23 protein-coding genes are annotated in these 24,987 nt (G+C 66.0%); 13 read left to right on the top strand and 10 right to left on the bottom strand.

Annotated elements, in window-relative coordinates:
• Positions 1-244: 244 nt before the first annotated feature.
• From LJ754_RS09720 to LJ754_RS09705, 4 genes are all read left to right on the top strand, one after another.
• Positions 245-1,825 (top strand): Na+/H+ antiporter, encoded by a 1,581-nt coding sequence (locus tag LJ754_RS09720; protein ID WP_227926400.1) that lies wholly within the window; start codon positions 245-247, stop codon positions 1,823-1,825.
• Between the two features lie 20 nt (positions 1,826-1,845).
• Positions 1,846-2,175, top strand: a complete 330-nt coding sequence (locus tag LJ754_RS09715; RefSeq protein WP_227911191.1) for a hypothetical protein — start codon at positions 1,846-1,848, stop codon at positions 2,173-2,175.
• A 95-nt stretch (positions 2,176-2,270) separates the two neighbouring features.
• A complete protein-coding gene (locus tag LJ754_RS09710; protein WP_227926399.1) occupies positions 2,271-3,764 on the top strand; it encodes an MDR family MFS transporter in 1,494 nt (497 codons plus the stop codon).
• Between the two features lie 75 nt (positions 3,765-3,839).
• Complete coding sequence (locus LJ754_RS09705) at positions 3,840-5,069, top strand: acyl-CoA dehydrogenase family protein (protein WP_227926398.1); 1,230 nt, start codon at positions 3,840-3,842, stop codon at positions 5,067-5,069.
• 21 nt (positions 5,070-5,090) lie between these two features.
• On the opposite strand, the gene LJ754_RS09700 is transcribed toward LJ754_RS09705, so the two are convergent.
• Both LJ754_RS09700 and LJ754_RS09695 read right to left on the bottom strand, forming a co-directional pair.
• Positions 5,091-5,912 (bottom strand): SMP-30/gluconolactonase/LRE family protein, encoded by an 822-nt coding sequence (locus LJ754_RS09700; protein ID WP_227926397.1) that lies wholly within the window; start codon positions 5,910-5,912, stop codon positions 5,091-5,093.
• 104 nt (positions 5,913-6,016) lie between these two features.
• On the bottom strand, positions 6,017-6,595 hold the full coding sequence (locus LJ754_RS09695) for a TetR/AcrR family transcriptional regulator (protein WP_227926396.1): 579 nt from the start codon (positions 6,593-6,595) through the stop codon (positions 6,017-6,019).
• 237 nt (positions 6,596-6,832) lie between these two features.
• Between LJ754_RS09695 and bsh the strand changes: the two genes are divergently transcribed.
• Positions 6,833-7,789 carry a choloylglycine hydrolase gene (bsh, locus tag LJ754_RS09690; protein WP_227911196.1) on the top strand — a complete coding sequence of 319 codons (957 nt, stop codon included), beginning with the start codon at positions 6,833-6,835 and terminating at the stop codon, positions 7,787-7,789.
• Here the strand turns inward: bsh and LJ754_RS09685 are convergent.
• Positions 7,786-8,250 (bottom strand): GatB/YqeY domain-containing protein, encoded by a 465-nt coding sequence (locus LJ754_RS09685; RefSeq protein WP_227911197.1) that lies wholly within the window; start codon positions 8,248-8,250, stop codon positions 7,786-7,788. The genes bsh and LJ754_RS09685 overlap by 4 nt on opposite strands.
• Before the next feature lie 165 nt (positions 8,251-8,415).
• Between LJ754_RS09685 and LJ754_RS09680 the strand changes: the two genes are divergently transcribed.
• The 5 genes from LJ754_RS09680 to LJ754_RS09660 all read left to right on the top strand — a co-directional run bounded on the left by LJ754_RS09680 (position 8,416) and on the right by LJ754_RS09660 (position 13,140).
• Entirely contained in the window at positions 8,416-8,865 is a 450-nt protein-coding gene (locus LJ754_RS09680) for a Fur family transcriptional regulator (RefSeq protein ID WP_227926394.1), read from the top strand.
• A gap of 156 nt (positions 8,866-9,021) precedes the next feature.
• A complete protein-coding gene (locus LJ754_RS09675) occupies positions 9,022-9,279 on the top strand; it encodes a hypothetical protein (RefSeq protein ID WP_227926393.1) in 258 nt (85 codons plus the stop codon).
• 105 nt (positions 9,280-9,384) lie between these two features.
• Positions 9,385-10,974, top strand: a complete 1,590-nt coding sequence (locus tag LJ754_RS09670; protein WP_227926392.1) for an ABC-F family ATP-binding cassette domain-containing protein — start codon at positions 9,385-9,387, stop codon at positions 10,972-10,974.
• A 67-nt stretch (positions 10,975-11,041) separates the two neighbouring features.
• A complete protein-coding gene (locus tag LJ754_RS09665; RefSeq protein ID WP_227926391.1) occupies positions 11,042-12,352 on the top strand; it encodes a cation:proton antiporter in 1,311 nt (436 codons plus the stop codon).
• A 56-nt stretch (positions 12,353-12,408) separates the two neighbouring features.
• Positions 12,409-13,140: a YqjF family protein gene (locus tag LJ754_RS09660; RefSeq protein ID WP_227926390.1), complete on the top strand. Its 732-nt coding sequence runs from the start codon at positions 12,409-12,411 to the stop codon at positions 13,138-13,140.
• Here the strand turns inward: LJ754_RS09660 and LJ754_RS09655 are convergent.
• From LJ754_RS09655 to LJ754_RS09630, 7 genes are all read right to left on the bottom strand, one after another.
• A complete protein-coding gene (locus LJ754_RS09655; protein ID WP_227926389.1) occupies positions 13,029-13,631 on the bottom strand; it encodes a hypothetical protein in 603 nt (200 codons plus the stop codon). The two genes, LJ754_RS09660 and LJ754_RS09655, sit on opposite strands and share 112 nt — an antisense overlap.
• Positions 13,632-13,701: 70 nt before the next feature.
• Positions 13,702-15,936 carry an alkaline phosphatase gene (locus LJ754_RS09650; RefSeq protein WP_227926388.1) on the bottom strand — a complete coding sequence of 745 codons (2,235 nt, stop codon included), beginning with the start codon at positions 15,934-15,936 and terminating at the stop codon, positions 13,702-13,704.
• A gap of 169 nt (positions 15,937-16,105) precedes the next feature.
• Entirely contained in the window at positions 16,106-16,726 is a 621-nt protein-coding gene (locus LJ754_RS09645; protein ID WP_227926387.1) for an L-threonylcarbamoyladenylate synthase, read from the bottom strand.
• 26 nt (positions 16,727-16,752) lie between these two features.
• Positions 16,753-17,085, bottom strand: coding sequence for a hypothetical protein (locus LJ754_RS17040; RefSeq protein ID WP_442860321.1), 333 nt, complete (start codon positions 17,083-17,085; stop codon positions 16,753-16,755).
• A gap of 4 nt (positions 17,086-17,089) precedes the next feature.
• Entirely contained in the window at positions 17,090-18,061 is a 972-nt protein-coding gene (locus tag LJ754_RS09640; RefSeq protein ID WP_442860320.1) for a DUF222 domain-containing protein, read from the bottom strand.
• Positions 18,062-18,311: 250 nt separating this feature from the next.
• Complete coding sequence (locus LJ754_RS09635) at positions 18,312-19,310, bottom strand: alpha/beta fold hydrolase (RefSeq protein ID WP_227926386.1); 999 nt, start codon at positions 19,308-19,310, stop codon at positions 18,312-18,314.
• 22 nt (positions 19,311-19,332) lie between these two features.
• On the bottom strand, positions 19,333-20,301 hold the full coding sequence (locus tag LJ754_RS09630; protein WP_227926385.1) for a glycosyltransferase: 969 nt from the start codon (positions 20,299-20,301) through the stop codon (positions 19,333-19,335).
• A 175-nt stretch (positions 20,302-20,476) separates the two neighbouring features.
• On the opposite strand from LJ754_RS09630, the gene LJ754_RS09625 reads away from it, so the two are divergent.
• The 3 genes from LJ754_RS09625 (at position 20,477) to LJ754_RS09615 (ending at position 24,964) form a co-directional block, all read left to right on the top strand.
• Positions 20,477-20,710: a zinc-ribbon domain-containing protein gene (locus tag LJ754_RS09625; RefSeq protein WP_227911209.1), complete on the top strand. Its 234-nt coding sequence runs from the start codon at positions 20,477-20,479 to the stop codon at positions 20,708-20,710.
• A gap of 255 nt (positions 20,711-20,965) precedes the next feature.
• Positions 20,966-22,603: a ribonuclease J gene (locus LJ754_RS09620; RefSeq protein WP_227911288.1), complete on the top strand. Its 1,638-nt coding sequence runs from the start codon at positions 20,966-20,968 to the stop codon at positions 22,601-22,603.
• Between the two features lie 270 nt (positions 22,604-22,873).
• Positions 22,874-24,964 carry a transglycosylase domain-containing protein gene (locus LJ754_RS09615; RefSeq protein WP_227926384.1) on the top strand — a complete coding sequence of 697 codons (2,091 nt, stop codon included), beginning with the start codon at positions 22,874-22,876 and terminating at the stop codon, positions 24,962-24,964.
• Positions 24,965-24,987 lie beyond the last annotated feature (23 nt).

Below are 24,987 nucleotides of genomic sequence, written 5' to 3'. Positions count from 1 at the left end.
GTGCGGAAGCGGAAAGTAAGCCCCCTTGCGGTGAAGATGCCCACCGGCTGAAGTGATGCGAGCCGCACCCGGGAACCGTCGAATCTGGGCTTGCACTGGATGCATTCCTACACTCTTGTGATTTGGGTGCAATAATTATCCGCAGACCGGTACGCAGTGACGCAAACCCGAAAGAGGTTACAGGCACATATGGCATGCACAGGAACGACAGTCTCCGACCCGTATTGCGGAAGGGGCTGAAGCAATGGAATTCCTGATGCTCCTGATCTGCCTCCTGTTCGGCACGGTGCTGGCCGCAGGCGTGGGCGAGCGGATCCGCCTCCCGTACCCGGTGTTGATGCTGATCTTCTCGGCAATGATTGCCTTCCTGCCGATCATCCCCGAGGTCCACATCAACCCTGAGTTGATCCTCCCGCTCTTCCTGCCTCCGTTGCTTTACGCAGCCGCCCAGCGCAGTTCCTGGTCGGTGTTCCGCCTTCGCTGGCGCTCCCTGGTGCTGCTGGCCGTAGCCCTTGTGGCGGTAACCGTGGCTGTGGTGGCCGGCGTGTCATGGGTGATGATTCCGGCTCTTGGCCTCCCTGCCGCCATCGCCTTGGGCGCCATTGTTGCTCCGCCGGATCCCGTGGCCGTGGAAGCTGTGGCCGGCAAGGTGAAGATGCCCCGGCGCCTGATCACCGTGCTGCAGACCGAGGGTCTCTTTAACGACGCCATTGCCATCGTGATCTTCCAGGCCGCCGTTGCGGCCAGCACAAGCGGCGGCGTCGTGGGGTGGGACATAGTGCCCCGGTTCCTCATCGGGGCCGCGGGAGCCGTGGTTCTGGGCCTCGCCATGGCATGGGTAGTGGGCAGCCTGAACCGGTTCGTCCCCAACATGGTGGCCCGGTCCGCCGCAACCCTCGTCGCCCCCTTTGCCGTTTATCTGCTGGCTGAAGAAGCCCACTTCTCCGGTGTGGTGGCCGTGGTGGTCACCGCCCTGGAGCTGGGCCGCAGGGCCCGGCCGCAGGACTCCGAGGAGCGTCTGACGCGCACCGCGTTCTGGGACGTCGTGGAGCTGCTGACCACCGGCGTCGCCTTCGGCCTGGTGGGCATCGAAATGCGCTACATCATCGAGGATGAGGGTTCGGACCTGCTGGGCATGATTCCCGGCATCGTGGCGGTCTGCGCCGCGGTGCTTCTGGTGCGGTTCCTGTGGATGCTGGCGATCTACCGCCTCGGCGGTGCCGAAAAGAACCACGTTCCCGGCTCGCTTAAGGAAGTCCTGGTGCTGACCTGGTGCGGTATGCGCGGACTGGCAACGCTGGCCCTGGCCCTGGCACTGCCGGGCACCACGCTCGCCGGAGAAGCACTGCCCGGACGCAACTTTGTGGTGGCCTGTGCGGCCGCGGTCCTGGTAGTCACCCTGGTGGTCCCGGGGCTGACCCTGCCGTGGCTGATGCGGGTCCTGAAGCTGCCCAATGACCTCAAGGACGCCAACCGCAAGGAACGCGAACTGGCCCTGCGGGCCGAAAAGGCAGCCGTTGAGACCATGAAGCGCTGCGGGGCCATCCAGGAGCTTCCGCCCGAGCGCCGGGCCGTCCTGGCCAAGCGGATGTCCTCCCTGCACTCGATGCTGCAGGGCGATGAGGAACACGATCCGCAGAAGCTGCTGGACCGTAAGGCCACGCTGGAGGTCATGGACGTGGTGCAGCGCGAGGCGATGGACGCCGCGCGCCGGGAGGTGCTTGCGGCCCGCCGGGAGCCGGGCATGGATCCCGAGGCCGTGGACCGCGTGCTGCGCCGGCTGGACCTGCGCACCGTCACCATGGACCACCGGGAACACCACTAGGGCAGTTAGACTGCGGGACCATGAGTACCAAAGAGGAAGCATGGCCGCACCTGGGAGCGGCTTGGCTGGTGCAGGCCGCTGCCGCACTGGCGCTGGCGGTCGCCGTCGTGCTCCTGCAGCTGTGGGTGTTGCCCGAACCGGTGCTGGTAACCGTACTGCTGGCCGTGATCCTGGGCGCGCTCGTTATGCTGCTGCTCGCGGTGCCGGAACTCTTTGGCTGGATCCGCCGCCGCTTTGAGCGCACCTGGCTGGTGGTATCGCTCATGGGTGTGGTGGCTGTTGTATGCGGCTGGCTGCTGGTGATTACCTTTGTGCTGGGGTTCGGGCTGCTCGTGATCGGATTCGGCTGACCGATTCCGCACCCGGTGCGGTGCACGCGTAAGCTGGCAGGCCGGGTCCGCTCCAGCGGCCCCGTATACCAACCGTTGTTTAGGAATCCTCCCTCTTGAGTCTTGACCCCCAAACCGACGTTTCCCCTGCGCAGGTAAGGCCGGGACGCACCCCTGCCCCCGATGCCCTGGACGCCCGCACTAAAACCGTGATCGGGCTGCTGCTGGTCTCCTCCTTCGTGGTGATCCTCAACGAAACCATCATGAGCGTGGCCCTGCCGCGGCTGATGTCGGACCTTGAGATCACTGCCGGCACCGCCCAGTGGCTTACCACCGGCTTTATGCTCACCATGGCCGTGGTGATTCCGGCTACCGGTTTCCTGCTGCAGCGGTTCTCCATGCGCGGGCTGTTCCTCACCGCCATGTCCCTGTTCAGCGCCGGTACGCTGCTGGCCGCCACGGCACCCGGCTTCGGCGCCCTGCTGGGCGGACGGATCATCCAGGCCGGCGGCACGGCTATTATGCTGCCGCTGCTGATGACCACGGTCCTGAATGCTGTTCCGGCGCATAAGCGCGGGCAGATGATGGGAAGCATTTCCATTGTCATTGCGGTGGCACCGGCCATCGGGCCCACCGTCTCCGGAATCATCCTCAATGCGCTGGACTGGCGCTGGATGTTCTGGCTGGTCCTGCCCATCGCCCTGCTGGCCCTCGGCCTGGGCGCGGTGAAGGTGCGGAACCTTACCGAGACCAAGCGCGTGCCGCTGGACGTCCTGTCCATAGTGCTGTCCACCTTTGCCTTCGGCGGGCTCATTTTCGGCCTCAGCAGCATCGGCGAAGCTGCGCAGGGCAAGGAACTGATGCCGCTGTGGATCCCGCTGACCGTCGGGGCCCTCGCCATGGCCGGCTTCGTGCTGCGCCAGCTGGTGCTCCAGCGCACTGACAGTGCCCTGATGGACCTTCGCACGTTTACCAGTAAGCCCTTTGTGGTGGCGATCCTGATGGTCCTGGTTTCCATGATGGCCCTGTTTGGTTGCCTGATTGTCCTCCCGCTGTACCTGCAGAATGTTCTCGGGCTGACCACGCTGCAGACCGGCCTGCTCCTGTTGCCCGGCGGCGTGGTTATGGCCATCCTCTCGCCGGTTGTCGGTAACCTGTTTGACCGGTTCGGTCCCCGCCCGCTGGTGATTCCCGGCGCCGTGCTGCTCAGTGCCGCCCTGTGGGGAATGACCATGCTCACAGATGAGACCCCGGTTGGCGTCGTCATCCTGCTGCACTGCTTGCTCAATGCCGGCCTGGGCTTCATTTTCACGCCGCTGTTCACCTCTGCACTGGGCTCGCTGGACAAGTCCCTGTACTCCCACGGCAGCGCCATCATCAACACGCTGCAGCAGTTGGCCGGAGCCGCCGGCACCGCCGTCTTCATCACACTGATGACCACCGGCACGACGACGGCGCTGGCCGACGGTGCGTCAGCTGTCTCGGCTGCGGCTTCCGGCGTCCACACGGCGTTCTTCTGGGGTGCGGTAGTCTCCCTCGTCGCTGTTGCGGCATCGCTCTTCGTCCGCCGGCCGACCAACGAGCTGCCGGAGACCGTGCTCCCGCACTAAAACGGTTGACCCGCGGTGTGATGCAGGCCATACTCACCACTAACTAAACGATCATTTAGCTGAGTGGAGCATCCCATGACCGTAACCCGGACCGACCGTCCCGCCTTCGAACCCGCCGCCGGCCAGGACGTGGATTCAGACCTCTACCTCTTGGACGAAGTGCTCGACGAGCAGGCGCGCGACGTCCGGGACCGGGTGCGTGCCTTTGTGGACAGGGATTTGCTTCCAGTCATCAACGGGTACTGGGAGCGGGCCGAGTTCCCGTTTGAGCTGGTGCCCAAACTTGCGGCGCTGAACATAGCCGGAGGCACCATCACCGGCCACGGCTGCCCGGGGCTGAGCCGGATTGCCTCCTCCACGGCGGCAGCGGAACTGGCCCGCGGCGACGGGTCCATCAACACCTTCTTCGGCGTCCACTCCGGCCTGGCCATGGGCAGCATCGACATGCTCGGCAGCGAGGAACAGAAGCAGCGCTGGCTGCCGGCAATGGCCATGATGGAAAAGATCGGCGCCTTTGCGCTGACGGAGCCGGGCCACGGTTCGGATTCGGTCTCACTGGAAACCAGTGCCCGCCGGGAGGGGAACGAGTATGTCCTGAACGGCAGCAAACGGTGGATCGGCAACGCGAGCTTCGCCGACGTCGTGATCATCTATGCCCGGGACGAGGCCGACGGCGCGGTCAAGGCCTTTGTGATGGAAAAGGACGCGGACGGCCGGCACCCGGCCGGGTACACGGCAGAAGTCATCACCGGCAAGATGGGCAAGCGGGCGGTGCTGCAGCCGGACATCGTGATTGAGGACCTGCGCATCCCGGCGGCAAACCGGCTGGAGAACTGCAACTCCTTCAAGGACGTGAACAAGGTGCTGGCTGCCACGCGAGGGGGAGTGGCCTGGGAAGCGCTGGGGCATGCGGAGGCCGCATACGAGATTGCGGTGGCCTATGCCAAGCAGCGGGTGCAGTTCGGCCGGCCGATTGCCGGGTTCCAGCTGGTGCAGAACAAGCTGGCCAACATGCTCGCCCAGCTGACCGCCGTGAAGCTCACCTGCTTCCGGCTCAACGAATTGGGCGACGCCGGGCAGATGACCGGGCCCATGGCCTCCATGGCCAAGATGTTCGCCGCCCGGCAGGGCCGCTGGATTTGCCAGGAGGCACGGGACATCATGGGCGGCAATGGCCTGCTGCTGGAAAACCATGTGGCGCGGCACCTGACGGACATGGAAGTGGTCTTCACCTATGAGGGCACGGACAGCATGCAGTCGCTGATCCTGGGCCGGCACATCACCGGACTGTCCGCCTTCGCCTAGCCCAGGAGCCCGCCGCCGGCATTACCGGACCCGCAGGCCCATCACCTGCCCGGTTTTGCCTGCGGCGGGGTCCATTGCCTCGGGCCATTGGGCGGTCATCATGAACAGCAGGCCGCCGTCCTGGCCGCCGGTGGCGCAGGAGAAGCATCCCTGCTCCAGCTGCACGGTCTCCACTACGTTCCCGCCCGCCTGGATCCGCACGCAGCGTTCCCCCGGCACCTCGGCAAACCAGATGCCCCCGGAGCCGTCCCAGCAGATGCCGTCCGGCGCACTGCCGTTGACCGCTGCCCATTCCCCGGCCGGCGCCAGCCCCCCGCCGGGCGTAACGCTGAAGGAAGTGAGCCGGGCGGCGTTGGACTCGGCAACCACCAGCGTCCCGCCGTCGTCCGAGACCAGCATGCCGTTGGGGAAAGCCAGCCCGCCGGCGGCCTGCTCCGCGGATCCGTCCGGCCGGACCAGGGCAATGACCCCGTCCGCACGCGCCGCGCCGGAGTAGTCGTAGCCAATGCCGTTGACGTAGATGTTGCCGGAAGGGTGAACGGCAATTTCGTTCCACGGATAGTCCGAGAGGCCGCTGAGGTCTGCGTACGGGACCAGTCCGGCGTGGGGCACCTCCACCAGGACGTGGCCATCGGTCCCTGAAACCACCACCATGCGGCCGTCCGGCAGCCAGTCAAAACTGATGGGGAAGGACGGTACCGCGGTAACCCGGCGGACATTACCGTCCGCATCCAGTGCGGAAATGGTCCCTGCAGTCCAGTCCGCGAACCATAATTCACCGTTGTGCCACCGGGCCGATTCCCCCATGCCGATACCGGACACCAGTGTGGTCAGTTCCGCCATGCTTGCACCTCGATTGCCTTGGGTCCCGGGCCTGCCGCCGGTGCGGGACCTCCAGTATGCCCGTGGGACGGGCGGTGTAACAGGCATGCGGGGTGCGGCGGCGCTCAGGCCGCGGCGCCCAGCATCCGCAGCGCCATGGAGCTGTGGTGTTCACCGATTGCTGCAGCACTCAGCCGGCCGTCGCTTCGGTACCAGCGCGCGACGTCAATGCACAGCGACAGCAGCGCGAACACGGCGAGCGATGTGTCCGGGACGTTGAACATACCCTGCTCCCGGCCCCGGTCCACCACGGTGCGGAACTCCGCGTCCACCGCCCTGCGGATGTCCAGCACCTCGGCACGATGCTCGTCGCTGAGCGCGGCCAGTTCGAAGTTGACCACGGCCGACTTGGTGCGGTTGCTGCTCTGCCATTCCACGAAGTCCCGCACCATGGTGCGGATCTGTTCCACCGGATTGCTGCTGGTGGAAGCGCAGGCGCGGACCAGTTCCAGGGTGCGCTCGTGCCCGAGCTTGGAGATGCTGTAGAGCAGCTCTTCCTTGGAGCGGTGGTGCACGTACACGGCTCCGGGGGTGACGCCCGCGGCGGCGGCGATGTCCCGCGTCGTCGTGCCGTGGAAGCCCTTGGCGGCAAACGCCTCGGTGGCGGATTCCAGCAGCCGCTGGCCGGTCTGGACTGCAGGCACCTGGACCTCCGGGGATGGCAGTGAATGAGCGTTCAGCAATCAGGGTAACAGCGGCGGCGGGGTGGCTGCGCCGGTCCCGTGAGGCAGCAGCGCTGGAACCCAATTCGGCTGGCGCGTGGCTGTTTCTTCGTCCGCACCGCGCCCGCGGCGGCCTTCCGGACCTAGACTGAAGAGCTCAGGGGGAGGCGAAGCCCCGTGCGGGCTTGGCTGTATACGCCATACCAAGGGAGCATCCATATGTGCACAGGCATCAGGTTCTCGGACGGCAGCAACCTTTATTTCGCACGCAACCTCGACTGGACATCCGACTTCGGGGAACGGGTGGTGGTGACGCCCACCGGTTACGCCACCAAGTCGCCGTTCGGCGCGGTGCCCAAGATCCAGCACGCCGTTATCGGCATGGGCATTGTCCAGGAGGACACGCCGCTGTACTTCGACTGCGGCAACGACGCCGGCCTTGCCGTCGGCGGCCTGAACTTCCCGGGGTACGCGCAGTACGCGCCGGAACCGGTGCAGGGTGCCACCAACGTCGCAGCGTTCGAATTCCCGCTGTGGGTGGCCTCCCAGTTTGCCAGCGTTGACGAGGTCGAAGCCGCGCTGGACAAGGTGGTGATTGTCGACAAGCCGATCAACGACAAGTATCCGAGTTCATTGCTGCACTGGCTTATCGGCGACTCAACGCGGGCCATCGTCGTGGAACATACGAAGGACGGTATGCACGTCTTCCACGACGACGTAGACGTGCTGACGAACCAGCCCGGCTTCGACTGGCACCACGAGAACCTGCGCAACTACCTCAACGCCTCGTCCGCATTTCCCGAGGAAGTTGTGCTCAACCGGGCGCATCTGACCCCATTCGGCTCGGGGTCACTGATGCGCGGGATCCCCGGGGACTACTACTCGCCGTCGCGGTTTGTCCGCGCGGCGTACGTGCATGCGAACTACCCGGAGCAAAGCACTGAGGAAGAGAACGTCAGCCGCGCGTTCCACACCTTGCAGCAGACCGCCATGGTCGCCGGCAGCGCTGCCATGGGGTCGGGGGAGTTTGAGATAACCACGTACACCGGCCTGTATTCGTCCCGGACCATGAGCTACTACTGGAACACCTACGACGACCCGGCCATCCAGAGCGTCCGGATGGCCGACCACAAGGCCGACGGATCGGACCTTGTGGTCATTAGCCCCGGCAGCTAAGCCAGGCGGGAGCGGACGATCTCGCTCACGGCCTTGCCATCGAACCGCCCTGCCACCTTGGCGGTCACCGGCTTCATCACCTGGCCCATCTGGCGCATGGACGGCTCAGTGCCTGCGGCGCGCAGGCCGGCGATGGCTTCGTCGACAATCGCTTCAACGTCTTCCCGGCCCAGTGGCGCGGGAAGGTAGGCCTCGATGACCTCCGCTTCGGCTTCCTCAGCGGCGGCGCGTTCGGTTTCGCCTGCCTCGGTGTAGATGCGGGCCGTGTCGCGGCGCTTGGCTGCTTCCTTCTGCAGCAGGGAAACCGTCTGCGCGTCGTCGAGCTCTACGGGAGTCTTCCCGGACTTTTCGCGGGTGGTGATTTCGCCCAGCACATTGCGCACCGTGGTGAGGGCAGTACGGTTGCCCGCCTTCATGTGCGTCTTCATGTCTGCCTGCAGCTGCTCTTTGAGCGTGGCCATAACCGATCCTCTTCCACTGGTGTGTTGCGTCCCTCCTATCGTCCCACCGGGTGACCCGCTGCTGCTCGGACCGCCTGCGTGGCGGGGGACACAGCGTCCGGAATCACACCCCAAAACCCCCCAAGTTGTCTTTAGCCAGTCAAAACAACTGATAGCGTTCTTGGTATGCAGACGGACCTGGAAGCGGATCGGCTGGCCGGAAAAATCCGGACAGCTGGACTGAAAGTCACTGCACAGCGCCTGGCGGTTTTGCGGGCGCTGGAGAACACCCCGCACTCCAGTGCGGACCGTGTTCTGGGTGTCGTCCGGGAAGAACTGCCGGCCATTTCGGCGCAGGCGGTTTACGGGATTCTGTCGGCTTTCACCGACGCCGGGGTAGCCCGGCGGATTGAACCCGCCGGATCACCCGCCCTGTACGAGTCCCGTGTGGGGGATAACCACCACCACCTCGTCTGCATCAGCTGCGGAACAATCCGCGACGTGGATTGCGTGATCGGCCAGGCGCCCTGCCTTGCCCCGTCGGATGACTCCGGCTTCACCGTGATTGCCGCCGAAGTAACCTTCAGCGGTGTCTGCAGCAGCTGCCGGCAACAGGCGGAATACTCCGCCCGCTAAGCAGCACACCCGTCCGAAGCACCGGCGGGCCTTTCAATGGCGATTTTCCCTTTCCGGGCTGCACCATGCCCGGAATCCGCCTTGTCCCGGCCCGCGAAGCCGGCGGCAAGAACCCCGGCCCGAGTCTCACCGAACGCAATATCCGAGGAGAGAACTATGACCATCTTGATCAACCGACCCGCAGCAGCAACCACCACCCGGGAAACGAGCCACCGCGCCGCCCCGGCCGCCGCTTCATCCCGGCCCCTGGGCAGCTACACCACCCGCTACGACCGCCCGCAGGCAGCAGCCCGCCCCGAGGGCAGCTACGTCTCGGCCGCCAGCCAGGCAACGCGTGTCCGCGGCAGCTACACCCGCATGGAAGGTGCCGCACAGCGCAACCGTCCCGTGGGCACTTACACCCTCCGCGGCTAGGCTTCGAGGCCAGCCTGCGCCCCCGGCGATTACCGCCGGCCGTGCAACGGTAAGATGGGTGCTCGTTGTCCCGCGGGGCGAAGACCAACCCCTTGAGAGGACACCATGAGCCTGATCCGGCTGCAGGACGTCAACACTTCCTTCGAGAAGAAGCAGGTCCTGCGAGAAGCGTTCCTTCGGCTCGAACCCAAGGACCGGATCGGCCTGATCGGCCGCAACGGGTCCGGCAAGTCCACCATCCTCAAGCTTGTGCTGGGGCAGGTGGAGCCGGACTCGGGCACGGTAACCGTGGAAGCGGGGGTGAAGATCGGCTACTTCTCCCAGTTCTCGGAGCTCGACGGCGCTGCCAGCATCACCGAGGTCCTCGACGCCGTCTTCGGATCGGTCAAGGATGTGGAAGCCGAGTTGGCCCGCATCGACGGCGAGCTGTCCGGAAATCCCTCCGATAAGGAGATGGACCGCCTCATCCGGCGCCAGTCCGAACTGTTTGAAACCATGGACCGGCTGGACGGCTGGGACTATCCCCGGCGGATTGACACGGTCCTGACCACACTGGGGTTTACCGAGGCGCACCGGACCTGCCCCATTGACGCCCTGTCCGGCGGCTGGCGGAACCGGGCAGCGCTGGCGAAGATCCTGCTCGAGCAGCCCGACGTCCTGCTGCTTGACGAGCCCACCAACTACCTGGATGTGGCCGGCGTCGAATGGCTTGAAAGCTGGTTCCGTGATTTCCGCGGCGCCGCCGTCATTGTCTCGCATGACCGGAAGTTCCTCGATGCCGTCGTCACCCGCATCGTGGAGGTGGAGAACTTCCACCTGCACGAATACCCGGGGAACTTCGCCGAATACGTGGTGCAGAAGCAGTTCCGGCTCAAGACGCTGCAGGCGCAGTTTGTCCACGAGGCCGAACTGCTGGCCTTTGAAGCAGAAGGCATAGCGGACCGCCGCGAGGCGGCCAAGGCCGGCGGCCGGTTGGGCACCCAGCTGGCCCGGATCAAGAAATCCCGCGCCCCGCGCCCGGTGGATGAAATCATCACGGCCATCTACGACGGGCTGCACGTCAAGGACGTCCTGGGCCGCTTCCGCGGACTGGCAAAGTCCTACGGCGACAAGGTGCTGTTCTCCGACCTGAGCTTCGAAGTGAACAGGGGAGACCGCATTGCGGTGACTGGAACCAACGGCAGCGGCAAAACCACCCTGCTTCGCGTGCTCACCGGCGAGGAAGCTCCTGACGCCGGCGAGGTCAACTGGCCCAAGGGACCGTCCATGGTCTCCTACAACCAGATGCTCGCCGAACTCGACGACGACGACACCGTCACCCACGCCGTGAACTCCCTTCCCGGATCCCTGGCTTTCAGTGCGACGAAAAAGTCCGTGAACCGGTTCCTGACAATGTTCCAGTTCTCCGAAGCGGACCTGACCGCCAAAATCGGCAACCTGTCCGGCGGCCAGCGCGCCCGCGTAGCCATGGCACAGTGCCTGCTTTCCGGTGCCCCCGTACTGCTGCTGGATGAACCCACCAACCACCTTGACATGTCCAGCACCCAGGTCATGGAGCGGGCCCTGCTGCATTTCCCGGGAGCGGTCATTGCGGTCAGCCACGACCGGTTCTTCACCGAAAAAATAGCCACCCGCTGGTTCATTTTCGGTGCGGAAGGTTCTGCTCCCGGGCAAGTGGAGATCCGCGAAGGCTGACCCCTCCGGCACGCCGGTTCCGCGGGGCACCTGTTTGTGCGGCGAAAGCCGCGGTAATGTTCAGGCGGTGTTCGACGGACCCAGCCTCGTCTTTTTCGCCGCCGGATTGGCGGTGTTCATGGCCGCCGTGCTGCCCAAAATCCTGCGCGACATACCCGTGTCGATGCCCATGGTGTTCCTGGGCGCCGGCATCCTGGCCTTTACCGTGCTCCGGAACCTGCCGGATCCGGACCCGGTCCGGTACGCCGACGTCACCACGCACCTGACCGAAGTATGCGTCATCATCTCGCTGATGGGTGCCGGGCTCGCCCTGGACCGGCCCGTCGGGTGGCGGCGCTGGTCCACCACCTGGCGGATGCTTGGCCTTGCCATGCCGCTGACCCTGCTGGGACTGACCCTGCTGAACCTGTGGCTGCTCGGCGTCGGACTGGCTGCCGCAGTGCTGGTGGCCGCCGCCCTGGCGCCCACCGACCCGGTGCTCGCCTCCGAGGTGCAGGTGGGCGAGCCGGCCGATGACGAGGAAGAAGACGCCGAAGGGGAAGCAGAGGACGAAGTCCGCTTCGGGCTGACGTCAGAGGCCGGGCTGAATGATGGACTGGCGTTCCCCTTTGTGTACCTGGCGATTGCCCTGAGCGTGGTGGGCACCGCGCCGTCGGCGTGGCTGCCGCACTGGCTTGCCGTTGATGTCCTCTGGCGGATTGGGATGGGCGTGCTCCTGGGCTTCGCCACCGGTAAGGGACTCAGCCGGGTTTTCTTCTCCGCCCGGCTTGAAAGCATCCGGCTGTCCAACCACTCGGAAGGCTTCGTCGCCCTGGCCTCCACGTTCCTGGCCTACGGCATCACCGAGATGCTGGACGGCTACGGGTTTGTGGCCGTGTTTGTATGCGCCGTTACCATCCGTGCCGCCGAACGCACGCACGGCTACCACCGGGTGCTGCACAGCTACGTCGAGCAGCTGGAGCGGCTGCTCACAGTAGTGATCCTGGTGCTGCTGGGAGGGGCCATTGCCCGGGGGCTGCTGGCCGGCATCGGCTGGCGCGAAATAGCCGTGGCCGCGGCCTTCCTGCTGCTGGTACGGCCGCTGGCGGGCTGGATCAGCCTGCTTGGCGGCCGGCCCGGACGCCGTGAACGGCTGGCCATTGCCTTCTTCGGCGTCCGCGGCATCGGCTCGCTGTACTACCTGGGCTATGCCCTGGGCAAGGGGAACTTTCCCGGCGGCGAGCAGCTGTGGGCGATGATCGGCCTGGTGGTAGCCTCCTCGATTGTCCTGCACGGCGTCACCGCCGCCCCGGTCATGAACCGGCTGGACCGCCTGCGCGAGCGGGTGGCGGAAGAGCGCTTCGGCGACGGCCGGCAGGCGCCGGACACCCCGGTCTAAGCCCGTCTCTACCAGCCGCTCTGGCAGCGGCAGGCCGCCGTTGCTACCTTGGCGGGATGGATGCGCGCGTGCACGGCACGGAGGATCCCTGGCCCGCCGGACCGAGGGTGGCCCCGCCCGTGCTGATGGCCCAGAGCTGGGCCAATACGGTGTTCCTGCACTGGCGGATCGACCCGGCCGCGGCAGCCCCGTATATGCCGCCGGGCGTGGAGCCCGATGTATACCGCGGGTCCAGCTACGTGGGCCTCATCGGCTTCCGGGCGCCGGAGACGCGGCTGTGCGGTGTCTGGGTGCCATGGTTCGGTTCATTCACGGAAATCAACGTCCGCCTGTATTCCCGTGGGCAGGACGGCAGCCGCGGGGTGCTGTTCCTGAGCCTGGACGCCTCACGCCTGGCGCCGGTGCTGGCGGCCCGCGCGCTGCGCATCCCCTATGTCTGGTCCCGCTGCCGGCCCACACGCTCGGGCTGGTCCTGGGGGTACGACGTCGAGCGGTTCCGCAGGCAGGCACGGTCCTCCTTCACGGCGGTACCCGACTATGCTCACCAGGCCGATGACGAGCTGTCCCTGTGGCTCAGCGCCCGCTTCGGGCTGCATTCCGCGTTTGCCGGGCGAACCGTATTCATTCCCATTTCGCACCGGCCCTGGCCGCTGCATCCGGCCCGGCTGACCCATTTCTACGACGAGCTGGTGCCTGCCGCCGGGCTGCCGGTATCCGGACCGCCGGACACCGTGCATTTCTCCACCGGGGTGCGGACACTGTTCGGGCGGCCCTGGCGGGTGGCTTGATTCCGGCGCAGTTCCCGGCGCAGTCCCTGTTCGCCGCGGCGCATCAGCATGCTGTGGGCGGCGGTGAAGACGGGCCGTGCCACCGGGGTGAGCAGCCGCATCCAGGGACGCGTGGGCGTGACCCGCCAGTCGATCAGCATGCGGGTCCGCTGCGGAACCCGGGGGTCGGGGGAGAGACGGATCCGGCCGGTGCCGACCAGGTCGCCGCCGGCGTCGAACTCTATGAGGCGGGGGAAGTCCGCGCGCGTGGGCCGGATCGAGATGCTCAGCCGGTAGCCCAGGGCCGCCCTGAACTGCAGTGCCGCGGTGGTTGCCAGCAGGCGGGCGTCGTCGGTGCCCGTATCGGCTTCCGGGGCGGTTGCCAGCTCCTCGAGTGTGCATCCCGGCCACCAGCGCGGCCAGCTCATGTCGCTCCCGGCGACCAACGCCCAAATCTCTTCCGGACCGGCAGGGAGCAGCCAGCAGGAGGGCAGATTGTAGCGACCGGGCATCCCACCAGCATGCCATCCCGGCGCAGGTGCCCGGAAAAGGCACCCGCACCGGGATGGCCGGCGGGATTACTCAGCTGAGGTAGTAGGGAACGGGCAGCTCCAGTCCCCGCTCAGCCATCACCTCACGCAACCGGGTGGGGTAATCGGTGATGAGGCCGTCCACGCCCAGATCCATCAGCGCATTCATGTCAGCCGTTTCGTTGACCGTCCACGGGATGACGGTCAACCCCATTTCGTGGGCGTCGGCGATCATCTCGGGGGTGACGGTAGTGGCGATGGGGGAGACGACGTCGTACCCCTGGGCCGCGGCGGCCCGCGGAACTGAACCGCCAAAGTCGTCAATGTCGATCCCGCCCAGCTGGGGTGCCGCACCGGGCTGGCCGACCCCCAGCTCCTCCGCCGTACCGGCCAGGGCCACCAGCGTCAGGTCGGGGGCGGTTTGGGCCACGATATTCAGGGTGGACCAGTCGAAGGACTGGATGGTGGTCCGGGCGGACTTGCCCGCCTCCCGGACTTCGGCCACGACGGCCTCGGTCAGCGCGACGCTGGCCGGTCCTCCCGCCATTCCCTCTTCGACCTTGGTTTCCACATTGAACCGGACCGTGTCGGCACGGTACTGGTCGGCCAGGTCGTAGACGTCACTGAGTTCGGCGATGCGGTTGCCCTCCACCACGTCCTGTTCGGGGAACCCCGGCAGCTGCTGGTAGCCGCAGTCCAAGGTCTGCACCTGGGCCCAGCTCAGTTCCGCCACCCGGTCACCCACGTAGGGGAACTCGGGGTCCCCGGCACTGGCGGCACCGGTGTCGATGCATTTCTCGGGCTGGATCAGGTCGTCATGCCAGACGATGATCCGGCCGTCCTCGGTCAGGTGCGTGTCCAGTTCCAGGGTGCTCACACCGAGTTTCAATGAATGGGCGAAGGCGGCCAGAGATTCCTCGGTGTTTTCCCCTCGGCCGCCGCGGTGCGACTGCAGGTCAAAGTCCTGCTCCGTGCCGGAACGCATGACCTCAGTCATCACGTCGAAGATCCGGGTGTTCTCGTAGACGCCGGACAGCATTTCCGCGCCCGGACCCATGGCCGTCAGCGGCACGTCCTCGCCGGTGTGGCCGCCGGTGGTCCAGTCGATCCGGTACTGCTTGTCCGAACCTGCGACGCTGAAGGGTTCTTCCTGCACCGGGCTGTCCGGGTTGGTCTCGTCATTGAGCGGCTCAATTGCCATGCCGCCGGTCTCGTGGTCCCCAACCGTGATGAGCAGGGTGTTGCCGTCCTGCTCGGCGAACTCCTTGGCCAGCGCCACGGACCGGTCGAACTGGATGCCCGATTCGATGGTGAGGGCTCCGTTGTTCACATGGCTGAAGGCGTCAATGCCCTCCTCCTCGACCATCAGGAAGAATCCGTTGTCGCCTTCGGTGCCGTCCAGCACGTCCAGGGCCTTCTGCGTCATTTCCGTCAGCGGTACTACGGGTTCGTACTGTGCCTCAACATCGTCGCCGTACTGGAACATCTCCTCGTTGGCGAACAGCCCCAGGATCTTTCCGCCGTCGGCGGCCTGCAGTCCGGCCCGGTTCGAGACGTACTCGTAGCCCTGGTTCTGGGCCTCTTCGACGAGGTTGCCCTCGGTTCCGGCGCTTTCCTCGGACTCGTCCTCCGGCGGGTTGTCGGGGAACCGGCCCGGGTCACCTGCCGGGTACCAGTGGTCTTCTCCGCCGCCCAGGATGACTTCGGGGTGGGAGCTGCGAAGGAACTGGGCGGCGATGGCGCTCTGCTCATCCCGGTCCAGCACATGAGAGCCAAACGCCGCCGGGGTGGCGTCCGTAACCTGGCTTGTGGTGACCAGGCCCGTGGACTTCCCCAACCCTTCGGCGATCTCCAGTGCAGTGGTTACCGGCTGGCGGTTAAGGTCCGTGCCGATGGCCCCGTTGTACGTCTTGACGCCGGTGGACATGGAGGTGGCTGCTGCGGCTGAATCGGTGACGAATGTTTCTTCATCAGCGGAGTTGGTGTGGACACGTCCCACCTCCGGGAGGGTGTCCATGGTGAGTTCGCCGGTGAGCCCCACGGAGGCCAGCCGGATGGCGTCTCGCTGGCTGGCGCCCATGCCGTCGCCGACCATCAGGATGACGTTCACCGATTCGTCGTTGTCCCCGTTGCCGCCGGTAGGGCTGGGAGTTGGGCTCGCCGTCGGGCTGGAGGTTTCGCTGGCGGTTGGACTGGATGTTGGAGTCGGCGATCCGGTGGCTGTGCCGCTGGGTCCGGGGGAGCCGGTGGGATTTGCCGTTCCGCCCGTAGCCGGTATGCCCCCCATGCCGCATCCTGCCAGGACGCAGACGCTTAGTACCGCGGTGGATAATGCCGAAGCCGTCTTATTCATGTGGATTCCCCTGCGAGTGACTTGCCTTGGTCCCCCTGACGGGAGCCACACTCTGCACCGGCAGACAAGGTGTCAACAGAAGGCAGGGGTATTCGCGGGCAGCCTACTCGAAGGGGGCAGGATCTCCGGTGCCGCGGCGGACCACCTCGGGAGCGCCGCTGGAGAAGTCCACCACCGTGGTCAGGTCCGGGCCGCAGAAGCCGGAGTCGATCACGGCATCCACCTGGTGGTCCAGCCGTTCCTTGATCTCCCAGCCCTGCGTCATCGGTTCTTCGTCACCGGGCAGCAGCAGCGTGCTGGAAAGCAGGGGTTCGCCCAAGGCATCCAGCAGGGACTGGACCACGGCGTTGTCCGGGATGCGCACGCCTACGGTGCGCTTTTTGGGGTGCGACAGCCACCGGGGAACTTCCTTGACTGCCGGAAGGATGAACGTATAGCTGCCGGGGGTGGCGGCCTTGACGCTGCGGAACACCGAGTTGTCCAGCTGGACGAACTGCCCCAGCTGGGCGAAGTCCCGGCACACCAGGGTGAAGTGGTGTTTGTCGTCCAGCTGCCGGATCTGACGGATACGTTCCAGGCCCTCCCTGTTTCCCAGCTGGACGCCCAGGGCGTAGCAGGAGTCGGTGGGGTAGGCGATGAGTCCGCCGGAGCGGAGCATCTCCACGATCTGGTTGATGGACCGCGGCTGCGGATTCTCGGGGTGGACGTCAAAGTATCTGGCCATGCTCAAAGCCTACCGGGACGGCTTGGCTACGCAGCCCGGAGCGCATAGGCGAGCGCTGACTCGGCCACGGATAGTTCATCACCAGTCCGGCCGACATCGGGCAGCGGCGCCGGCAATCGCGTTCCCGGTCCTGGCGGGGCGCCGGGCAGGGGCGGAGCAGCAGAGCAGTGGGTGTGGCCGGTGGGTGTGCGGGTTTCCACGGTGTGCGTTTCCACGGTGTGCAGAGTGTGCCCGGGCTTGTCCGGCAGCAGCACCGTCCGTGCCGACCAGCCCGGTGCTTCCTTTGCATGGTTGCATGCTTCGCACAGGCCCTGTCCGTTGTCCCCGGTAGTGGGTCCGCCGTCGCGGTGCGGCCGCACATGGTCAATGTGCCGAATGGGTGCGCCGCACCAAGGCATACGGCAGGTCTGGTCCCGAGCGGCTATGAAGCGGGCCAGGGAAGCCGGAAACAGCCGCGCGCGGGAATCCATTGCTACCAGCTCGCCGGTTTTCGGGGCTGTGTACAACCGGCGAATCCACCTCCGGGCGGTCTTGTCCGCCCGCCTGGCCGAAGTGCTTTCCGCCTGGGCGTCTGCGCGCCCGTCTGGCGCGGTTGCCCCCGTCCCCGGTACGTCCGCCGCCTTGCTGGCGGACCAGGTCCCTTGCCCACTGGGCCGGAACCGGACCGTACCCGGGCACAAGTGCCGGTTCGGACTCGCCGGCAGGCAGCGTTCGGTCCGTCATGACCAACTGGACCTCTACCCCCATTCGGCCGGCATCGGCGTGGCCCGTAATGCGTTCAACCAAGGTGTCCGCCATGATTTGCCCGCGTCCGCGGCTGTCTCCGGAAGCCCGCAGCCGGTCCGCCTCGCGTGACAGGGCGGCATAAACGCCCACGCCCTGGCTGACCGGCAACAGTCCAGTCAGGTAAGTCATGGTGTCCGGGGCAGGACGGCACGAGACGAAGCGTTCCGAAGCGGCCTTGGCGGCCCGGTTTACCGAAGTCTGCGGATCCAGCCGGTAGCCGGCAGCCTTTGCCCGGGCGATGATCTGCCGGTCCCCGAGGGTCTCCAGTACCTTTGGATCCCCGGCGACCTCGCGGTCCACGGTGCGCCGGTCCGCAACGCTGAGACACGCAGTCTCACGTACGAGCAAGGTGGCGCGCCATTCACTGATCAGTCCGCGGCTCAAAGCGTCCAAGGTGCAGGGCATCTCGGCGGTGAGCGCTTTCGCGAAACCCAAGAGCCTGCCGCCCCGGTTGGCAGATTCCCTGCGGGCCAGCGCTATTTGGCCGGCGATACCCTTGCCCAACTGTTCCCGCGGCAGGCCGGACAACTCCTGCTTCTGCCGGTGCAACGCGTCAAACGCAGCGGCGGCACGCGCCTGGGCCGCCGCCGAGGGAAGCCACCCACCCGCCCACCAGCTCGGCGGTAACCTCGACGGCGACCGCAGGAGGCGTCTTGGAAGGTGGGGTGGAAGCCTCCCGGCGTTGAGGAAGAGGTGCAGAATCTTCGAATATGTGTTCGAGTCTATTTGTCCCTGGATTCGAATGCGAGAGGAAAAATACCTGACCTGCTACCCGTTTTCCGGGATAGAAATTGCTGGCCTAGATTCGCCATGAACGACCGCGGCTGCCTAGCTCAGCGGACATCTCCTCCACAGCCCCTGCGAGCGCCGCCAAACCCTTCGGTCCAACGTGGCCTTCCCCGTCTATCACCGTCAGTCGGCTGGAGGGCCAAAGCCGGTGCAGCTTGCAGGCGGTGTCCACCGGGCTGCCGACATCCTTCCGACCATGGATCAGCCGAGCAGGTATGCCGTTGAGCTCGTAGATCCGCGGCAGAATCGCCTCGGCGCCCGGGAGGAACCCGTCCTGCGCCCAGTACCGGGTCACCAGGAGGGCGAAACTCACCAAGCTGCGCTCGCCGTCGAACCGGGGAGCAGCGGACGCGGATGTTTTGGAACCGGCCGGCCCCGCTGTTTCCAGAGCTGCGACGGCGGATTCCCACCGGTCCCAAGCTAGCGCCGCAGCGAGGGCGTCCGTACGGTCCGGACCTGCCAGGCGGCGGGCATAGGCCTCCACTGTCCGCTCATACGGCAGGGCGCGGGCATCCCTGATGAACTCCTCCAGGGCCTTCGGGCAGAAACGTCCGACGTCGCCGGTGATCCAGTCGATTTCGGCACGGCTGGTGGTCGTCACCGCGGCCATGGCAAGGCCCAGCACCCGGTCCGGATGCCGGAGGGCATATGCCATGGCCAGGGTGCTGCCCCAGGATAGTCCGGTCACGATCCATGCAGGGAACCCCAGCTCGGCCCGCACGGCTTCGATGTCCTCGATCAACTGCTGGGTGGTGTTCAGGTGCAGGTGCGCCAAGTCGTCTTGGACGACGGGGGTGCTGCGGCCGCATCCGCGCTGGTCTATGCCGACGGTGAAAAAACGGGACGGATCGTGCCGCCTTCGGTAACCGCCGGACCCAAGCGAACTGCCGGGACCGCCGTGCAGGTACAGGACCGGGATGCCGGCCGGATTGCCGCTCGCTTCCCAGTAGATCCGGGCGTGCGGTACGGCTACCCAACCGCTGCGGTGCTGGCCCTGCTGATTCCCCATCCGACTAAGGTACGGCACGCACTTATTTCCCCATGCCCCGCCGCAGCTGCCGGACGGAGTGGGCTGCGGTCTTGAGCCGGGTGCCGGAATACGGGATTCCCCCGCACAGCCGCCGGGCCGCCGCAAGCCACACGCACACAGCCCGCTCAGCAACCCAGGCGGGCGCCCACAGTGCCGCCGTCGGCCCGAACACGTGCGTGCCGCCGTCGCGCCGCCGCCCGTATTCCGCCGCTGCCACGGCCGCTGCGCCAGAGGGCAGCAGCCGTACCGGCCGGCGCAGGCACCATGCCAGCACCGGAAGGAGCGCCAGCTCTGCGGCGAACCGCACGGGCTGGGCCAAACCGTCGTAGGCCTGCCGGACGCGCTGCCGCAGGAAGTGCCGGGTGGAGCAGGGGAGCCTGGCCACAAAGAGGTCATCGGCCCGTACTTCCACACCGCCCGCGGCCCGCACCGTCCGCAGCAGCTCGAGGTTCTCGAACAAAACACCGCCGCTGTAGCCGCCCGCCCGCCGGAGAGTCCCGGCCCGCACCGCCATGGTCCCGGGATAGTCCGACCCGAAGGCCCGGTTCAGCAGTGTCCGGCCGGTGTCCCATTTCGCGTGCCACGGCAGCGGGGGCGGGAAGTAGTTCTGCGGGCGGACGACGTCGGCCCCCTCCAGCAGTTCGAGGATCCGGGACAGTCCTGCCGGAGTAAAGCGGACGTCGTCGTCGGCAATGACCAGGTTGGCGGCCTGCGTGAGGTCCAAACCCGTCAGGACCCCGTCCACCTTCCCGTTGCGGCATTCCGGATGCTTGGGCCGGCAGTGCCGCACTGCCGGCGGGAAGGCGCGGGCGTGCGAGGCAAAGTGCTCGACGTCCGAGCCGTCCACCACCAGGACCGGCAGCTGCACGGCCAGCTCTGCCAGATACCCGCACAGCTCGTCCAGTCCGTCGTCAGTGCTCCATTTCAGCGGCAGGATGTACTCAGCGTCCAGCACGGGGCGGGCTTCCATGGCAGCGAAGATAACCCCACCGCGGTTGGTAAGCAACCTTAGTAATTACCGCGTGTCCCCGTGCGGCCGGCCGGCCCGGTCCGTAGAGTGGAAGCAAATGGAGGAACCCGACTATTTCGCCGGAGACTCCCGCAGCATGCGTGAACGGCTGCGGCGGGGGACCTGTTAGGAACGTATGCTCTTTATCCTTGGATTCAAGACCGTTGCCCGCGCCCTGTTCTCCCGGCCGGCCACCTGTCAATACTGCGGCGCCTATGCGCCGCAGCAGGTGGAGGAGCGCGCCAACCGGCTCACGCTGTTCTTCATCCCGGTCCTCACCACCAGCCGCCGCTATGCCTTCACCTGCTCCAACTGCGGGCAGAGCACCGGGATCAGCCGCATGCAGAAAATCGCGCTGCAGCGCGGCTAGAACCCGCAACGCCACCTCCCCGAAACCGTCCCGGGACTCTCCGTGTGTGCCCGGTGTCCCCGGCGCGCCGGAAAAATCAATAGAATGAATTAAGCACAACAGCTGCCGGCCCTGTTCTGGCCGCACCACAGACTTCCGGAATGCCGCCGTACGGCTGCCGTTCCACCCTGCAATTTGATCCCCGACGAAAGAACTACATCCGTGAATAGAACACCTGCCGTCCTCAAAGCCCCCCGGGAACTCGCCAAGGGAACCATGCGAGTGATGAACCTGGGCGGCCTCGGCGAAATCGGCAGGAACATGACCGTTTTCGAATTCGACGGCAAGCTCCTGATTGTTGACTGCGGCGTGCTCTTCCCTGAGGAAGAACACCCCGGCGTCAACCTGATCCTGCCCGACTTCACCGCCATCCGCGACCGCCTGCAGGACGTCGTCGCCGTCGTGCTGACGCACGGCCACGAAGACCACATTGGCGGCGTGCCGTACCTGCTGCGCGAACGTTCGGACATCCCCATTGTCGGTTCCAAGCTGACGCTGGCCTTCATCGAGGCCAAGCTGAAGGAACACCGGATCAAGCCCAAGCTGATCCAGGTCAAGGAAGGCGACCGGCGCACCATCGGCGGCTTCGACCTGGAATTCCTGGCCGTGAACCACTCCATCCCCGACGGCCTGGCCATCGCCATCCGCACTGCCGCAGGCTTGGCCCTGCACACCGGTGACTTCAAGATGGACCAGTTCCCGCTGGACCGCCGCATCACCGACCTGACCGGTTTCGCCCGGTTGGGCGTGGAAGGCGTGGACCTGTTCCTCACTGACTCCACCAACGCCGAAGTTCCCGGCTTCATGGCCTCGGAAAAGGAACTGGCGCCGGCCATCGACACCGTGTTCCGCACCGCTCCGCGCCGGATCATCGTCTCCAGCTTCGCCAGCCACATCCACCGCATCCAGCAGGTCATCGACGCTGCGTCGCGCTACAACCGCAAGGTGGCCTTCGTTGGCCGCTCGATGATCCGCAACATGACCATCGCCGAGGAACTGGGCTACCTGAACATCCCCAAGGGGATCCTGGTGGACTTCAAGTCCCTGCAGCGCACCGATGACCACAAGGTCGTCCTGATCTGCACCGGTTCCCAGGGTGAGCCCATGGCGGCGCTGTCCCGCATGGCCAACAACGACCACCAGATCCGCATCCACGAGGGCGACACCGTGCTGATGGCCAGCTCGCTGATCCCGGGTAACGAGAACGCCATCTACGGCATCATCAACAACCTGACCAAGATCGGCGCCAACGTAGTGCACAAGGGCAATGCCAAGGTGCACGTCTCCGGTCACGCCAGCGCCGGCGAACTCGCCTACTGCTACAACATCGTCAAGCCGCGCAACGTGATGCCGGTGCACGGCGAATGGCGCCACCTCAAGGCCAACGGAGCCATCGCAGAGGCGACCGGAATGGATCCCCGCGACGTGGTCCTCGCGGAAAACGGCATGACCGTTGACCTGCGCCGCGGCCGTGCCACGATCTCCGGCAAGCACCAGGTGGACCTGGTCTTCGTGGACGGCGACAGCGTCGGCCACACCACCGAGGAGACCCTGAAGGAACGCATGCAGCTGGCCGAGGAAGGCGCCGTGACGGTGCTGGCCCTGGTCGACGCCGACACCGGCACCATCGCCGAGCCGGCCGAGTTCTTCACCAAGGGCTTCACCATCAAGTCCGAGGACCTGAGCAAGGGTGAGGAAGCCGTGGAGAAGGCCCTGGCCAACGCTGCGTCCGGCAACCGCCGCGGACCCAAGGGCGAGGACCTCGAAGACGTCATCGAGCGCGCCGTCGCGAACTGGATGCGCCGCTTCTACAACCGCACCCCGGCGATCACCGCGATCGTCGTCGACGCGTAGCAGGATCCGCTCCGGATCCGCTGCTCCGGCCCGCTGCCCAACGGCGGCGGGCCGGAGCCCGTTAAGGGCGGATTCGGTGTGATCTTGTTCTCGCACCTCAAAGGCGGCAGTGCCGCTGCGAACCATCCGGCAGGCAGCGCTGCCTTCACCGGATCCCTGTTCCGGCGCGGAATAGGCAGGGGTCCGACGCCGATGCACACATCGCGGGTTATACCTGCGGGTGCAACCGGGGTCAAAAGCGTTCACAGGATGACCCGATAACTTAGCCGGATGCAAGCCCCTAAAACCTCCTTCCTGGAACGACTCAGCATGCCCGGTCGGCTGGTCGCGTTTCTCCTCGTAAGCCTGGTTGCAGGCGTGCTGGCCGCGGCCACCCTGATTCCCGTAGCCGCCGTGGCTGCCACCGGCACCGACATGGGCGTTGAAGTGTTGGACCAGCTGCCGGACGAGCTCGAAACCGGACCGTTGGACGAAGGATCGAAGATCTACAGCGCCGACGGCGTGCTGCTGGCCACGTTTTACGCCGAGAACCGGGTGCCGGTGAAGCTCGATGCCATCTCGCAGAACATGCAGGACGCGATCGTCTCCATCGAGGATGCGCGGTTCTTCGAGCACAACGGCATCGACTTTAAGGGCGTGGCCCGGGCTTTTGCCTCCAATGCCAGCGGCAGCGATACACAGGGCGCTTCCACCCTGACCATGCAGTACGTCAACAACGTGCTCATCAGCCGGGACATTGCAGCAGGCAAGGGCGGCAGCGACCTGACGCTGAGCGGCACCAAGGACCTGGGCGACAAGCTGCGCGAAGCAAAACTCTCAGTCGCCGTCGAAAACCAGTACTCGAAGGAAGAGATCCTTGAGGGCTATCTGAACATTGTGCTCTTCAGCGGCCAGACCTACGGCGTGGAAGCCGCAGCGCGCAGCTTCTTCGGTGTATCGGCCGCGGAGCTGACTCCGGCGCAGTCGGCCATGCTGGCCGGCATGGTGCAGTCACCCAGCGTGTACAACCCCTTCACCAACCCGGAAGGCACCCAGGAGCGCCGCGACACCGTGCTGGCCGCCATGCTGAAAAACGGGAAGATCAGCCAGGCCGAATACGAGGAAGCCGTGGCGACGGGGCTGAACCTGAATCCGCAGACCGTCACGTCCGGTTGCACCGGCGCGGAGAATGCCCAGTACTTCTGCAGCTATGTGGAACAGACCATCCTGCAGTCGGACGCTTTCGGCTCCAGCGTGAAGGAGCGGGCACGGCTCCTGGCCCGCGGCGGGCTGACCATCCGCACCACACTTGATTCCCGCCTGCAGGCCGAGGCGCAGAAACAGATTGAGGCCCAGGTTCCCGTGGGTGATCCTTCCGGTGCCGGGTCCTCCCTCGTGTCGGTGGAACCGGGCACTGGAAAGATCCTCGCCATGGCGCAGAATACCGAATACACCCCCGAACCGGGCGCGGGTCGGACGCAGCTGAACTTCAACGTGGACGCCGACATGGGCGGCACGCCGTACGGGTTCCAGCCCGGATCCACCATGAAGCCGTTCACCACCGCAGAGTGGCTGCAGTCCGGCCACGGGCTCAATGACACCATCGACGCCAGCCGCACGTCCTACCCGGCCGGCTTCAAGTGGAAGGCCAGCTGCCTGGGCGGCAGTGCCGAGTTCGACGAGTGGAAGTTCAAGAACGCTTCCGAAGGCTATGAGCGGTCCATGACGGTAAGCCAGGGGCTGACCTCATCGGTCAACACCGCCACCGTGGCGCAGGCCGCCCAGCTGGACCTGTGCGACATCCGCGATACTGCCACCAGCATGGGCATCCACCGCGCCGTGGACGGGGAGCCGCTGGAAGTCATCAGCCCCTCCTTCGTGCTCGGCGGGCAGGAAGTATCCCCGCTGACCATGGCTTCGGCCTATGCCACGTTTGCTTCCGGGGGACAGTACTGCGAGCCGACTGCCCTCACCGAGGTTACCGACCGGCAGGGCAATGCCTACGACATTCCCCAACAGGACTGCAGGCAGGCCATCTCCGCCGACGTCGCCGCAGCGGTTACGCTGCCCCTGCAGAACCTGGTCAAGGGCTCACCGGGAAGCATCCACCCCATCGGAGTTCCCGCGGCGGCGAAAACCGGCACCACTGACCTGTCCGAACAGACGTGGACGGTCGGCTACACCACCGGGATCGCCACCGCGTCCTGGGTGGGCAACTGGAATTCCTACTCGTCGCTGAACAACCAGGAGATCAACGGTGTGACCCGCTCGTACGTTGACGGTTCCGCCCTGGCCGGTGCGCAGTGGACCGGCTACATGAGCTCGATCGCCGCGCTGTACGACGCCGAGGCGTTCGCCTCGGTGCCGAACAGCATGCTTTAGGCGGTTCTAACGACGGCGGCCGC

Source organism: Arthrobacter sp. zg-Y40, assembly GCF_020731535.1.
GTDB lineage: Bacteria > Actinomycetota > Actinomycetes > Actinomycetales > Micrococcaceae > Arthrobacter_B.
The sequence above is the reverse complement of the archived record's forward strand: the minus strand, read 5'-3'. Positions and strand labels throughout refer to the sequence as shown.

Bases quoted from the DNA above. Each gene is read 5' to 3' on its own strand.
- LJ754_RS09720 (WP_227926400.1), top strand. From the start codon at position 245: ATGGAATTCCTGATGCTCCTGATCTGCCTCCTGTTCGGCACGGTGCTG.
- LJ754_RS09715 (WP_227911191.1), top strand. From the start codon at position 1,846: ATGAGTACCAAAGAGGAAGCATGGCCGCACCTGGGAGCGGCTTGGCTG.
- LJ754_RS09705 (WP_227926398.1), top strand. From the start codon at position 3,840: ATGACCGTAACCCGGACCGACCGTCCCGCCTTCGAACCCGCCGCCGGC.
- LJ754_RS09700 (WP_227926397.1), bottom strand. From the start codon at position 5,912: ATGGCGGAACTGACCACACTGGTGTCCGGTATCGGCATGGGGGAATCG.
- bsh (WP_227911196.1), top strand. From the start codon at position 6,833: ATGTGCACAGGCATCAGGTTCTCGGACGGCAGCAACCTTTATTTCGCA.
- LJ754_RS09685 (WP_227911197.1), bottom strand. From the start codon at position 8,250: ATGGCCACGCTCAAAGAGCAGCTGCAGGCAGACATGAAGACGCACATG.
- LJ754_RS09680 (WP_227926394.1), top strand. From the start codon at position 8,416: ATGCAGACGGACCTGGAAGCGGATCGGCTGGCCGGAAAAATCCGGACA.
- LJ754_RS09675 (WP_227926393.1), top strand. From the start codon at position 9,022: ATGACCATCTTGATCAACCGACCCGCAGCAGCAACCACCACCCGGGAA.
- LJ754_RS09670 (WP_227926392.1), top strand. From the start codon at position 9,385: ATGAGCCTGATCCGGCTGCAGGACGTCAACACTTCCTTCGAGAAGAAG.
- LJ754_RS09660 (WP_227926390.1), top strand. From the start codon at position 12,409: ATGGATGCGCGCGTGCACGGCACGGAGGATCCCTGGCCCGCCGGACCG.
- LJ754_RS09655 (WP_227926389.1), bottom strand. From the start codon at position 13,631: ATGCCCGGTCGCTACAATCTGCCCTCCTGCTGGCTGCTCCCTGCCGGT.
- LJ754_RS09650 (WP_227926388.1), bottom strand. From the start codon at position 15,936: ATGGGGGGCATACCGGCTACGGGCGGAACGGCAAATCCCACCGGCTCC.
- LJ754_RS09645 (WP_227926387.1), bottom strand. From the start codon at position 16,726: ATGGCCAGATACTTTGACGTCCACCCCGAGAATCCGCAGCCGCGGTCC.
- LJ754_RS09635 (WP_227926386.1), bottom strand. From the start codon at position 19,310: ATGGGGAATCAGCAGGGCCAGCACCGCAGCGGTTGGGTAGCCGTACCG.
- LJ754_RS09630 (WP_227926385.1), bottom strand. From the start codon at position 20,301: ATGGAAGCCCGCCCCGTGCTGGACGCTGAGTACATCCTGCCGCTGAAA.
- LJ754_RS09625 (WP_227911209.1), top strand. From the start codon at position 20,477: ATGCTCTTTATCCTTGGATTCAAGACCGTTGCCCGCGCCCTGTTCTCC.
- LJ754_RS09620 (WP_227911288.1), top strand. From the start codon at position 20,966: ATGCGAGTGATGAACCTGGGCGGCCTCGGCGAAATCGGCAGGAACATG.
- LJ754_RS09615 (WP_227926384.1), top strand. From the start codon at position 22,874: ATGCAAGCCCCTAAAACCTCCTTCCTGGAACGACTCAGCATGCCCGGT.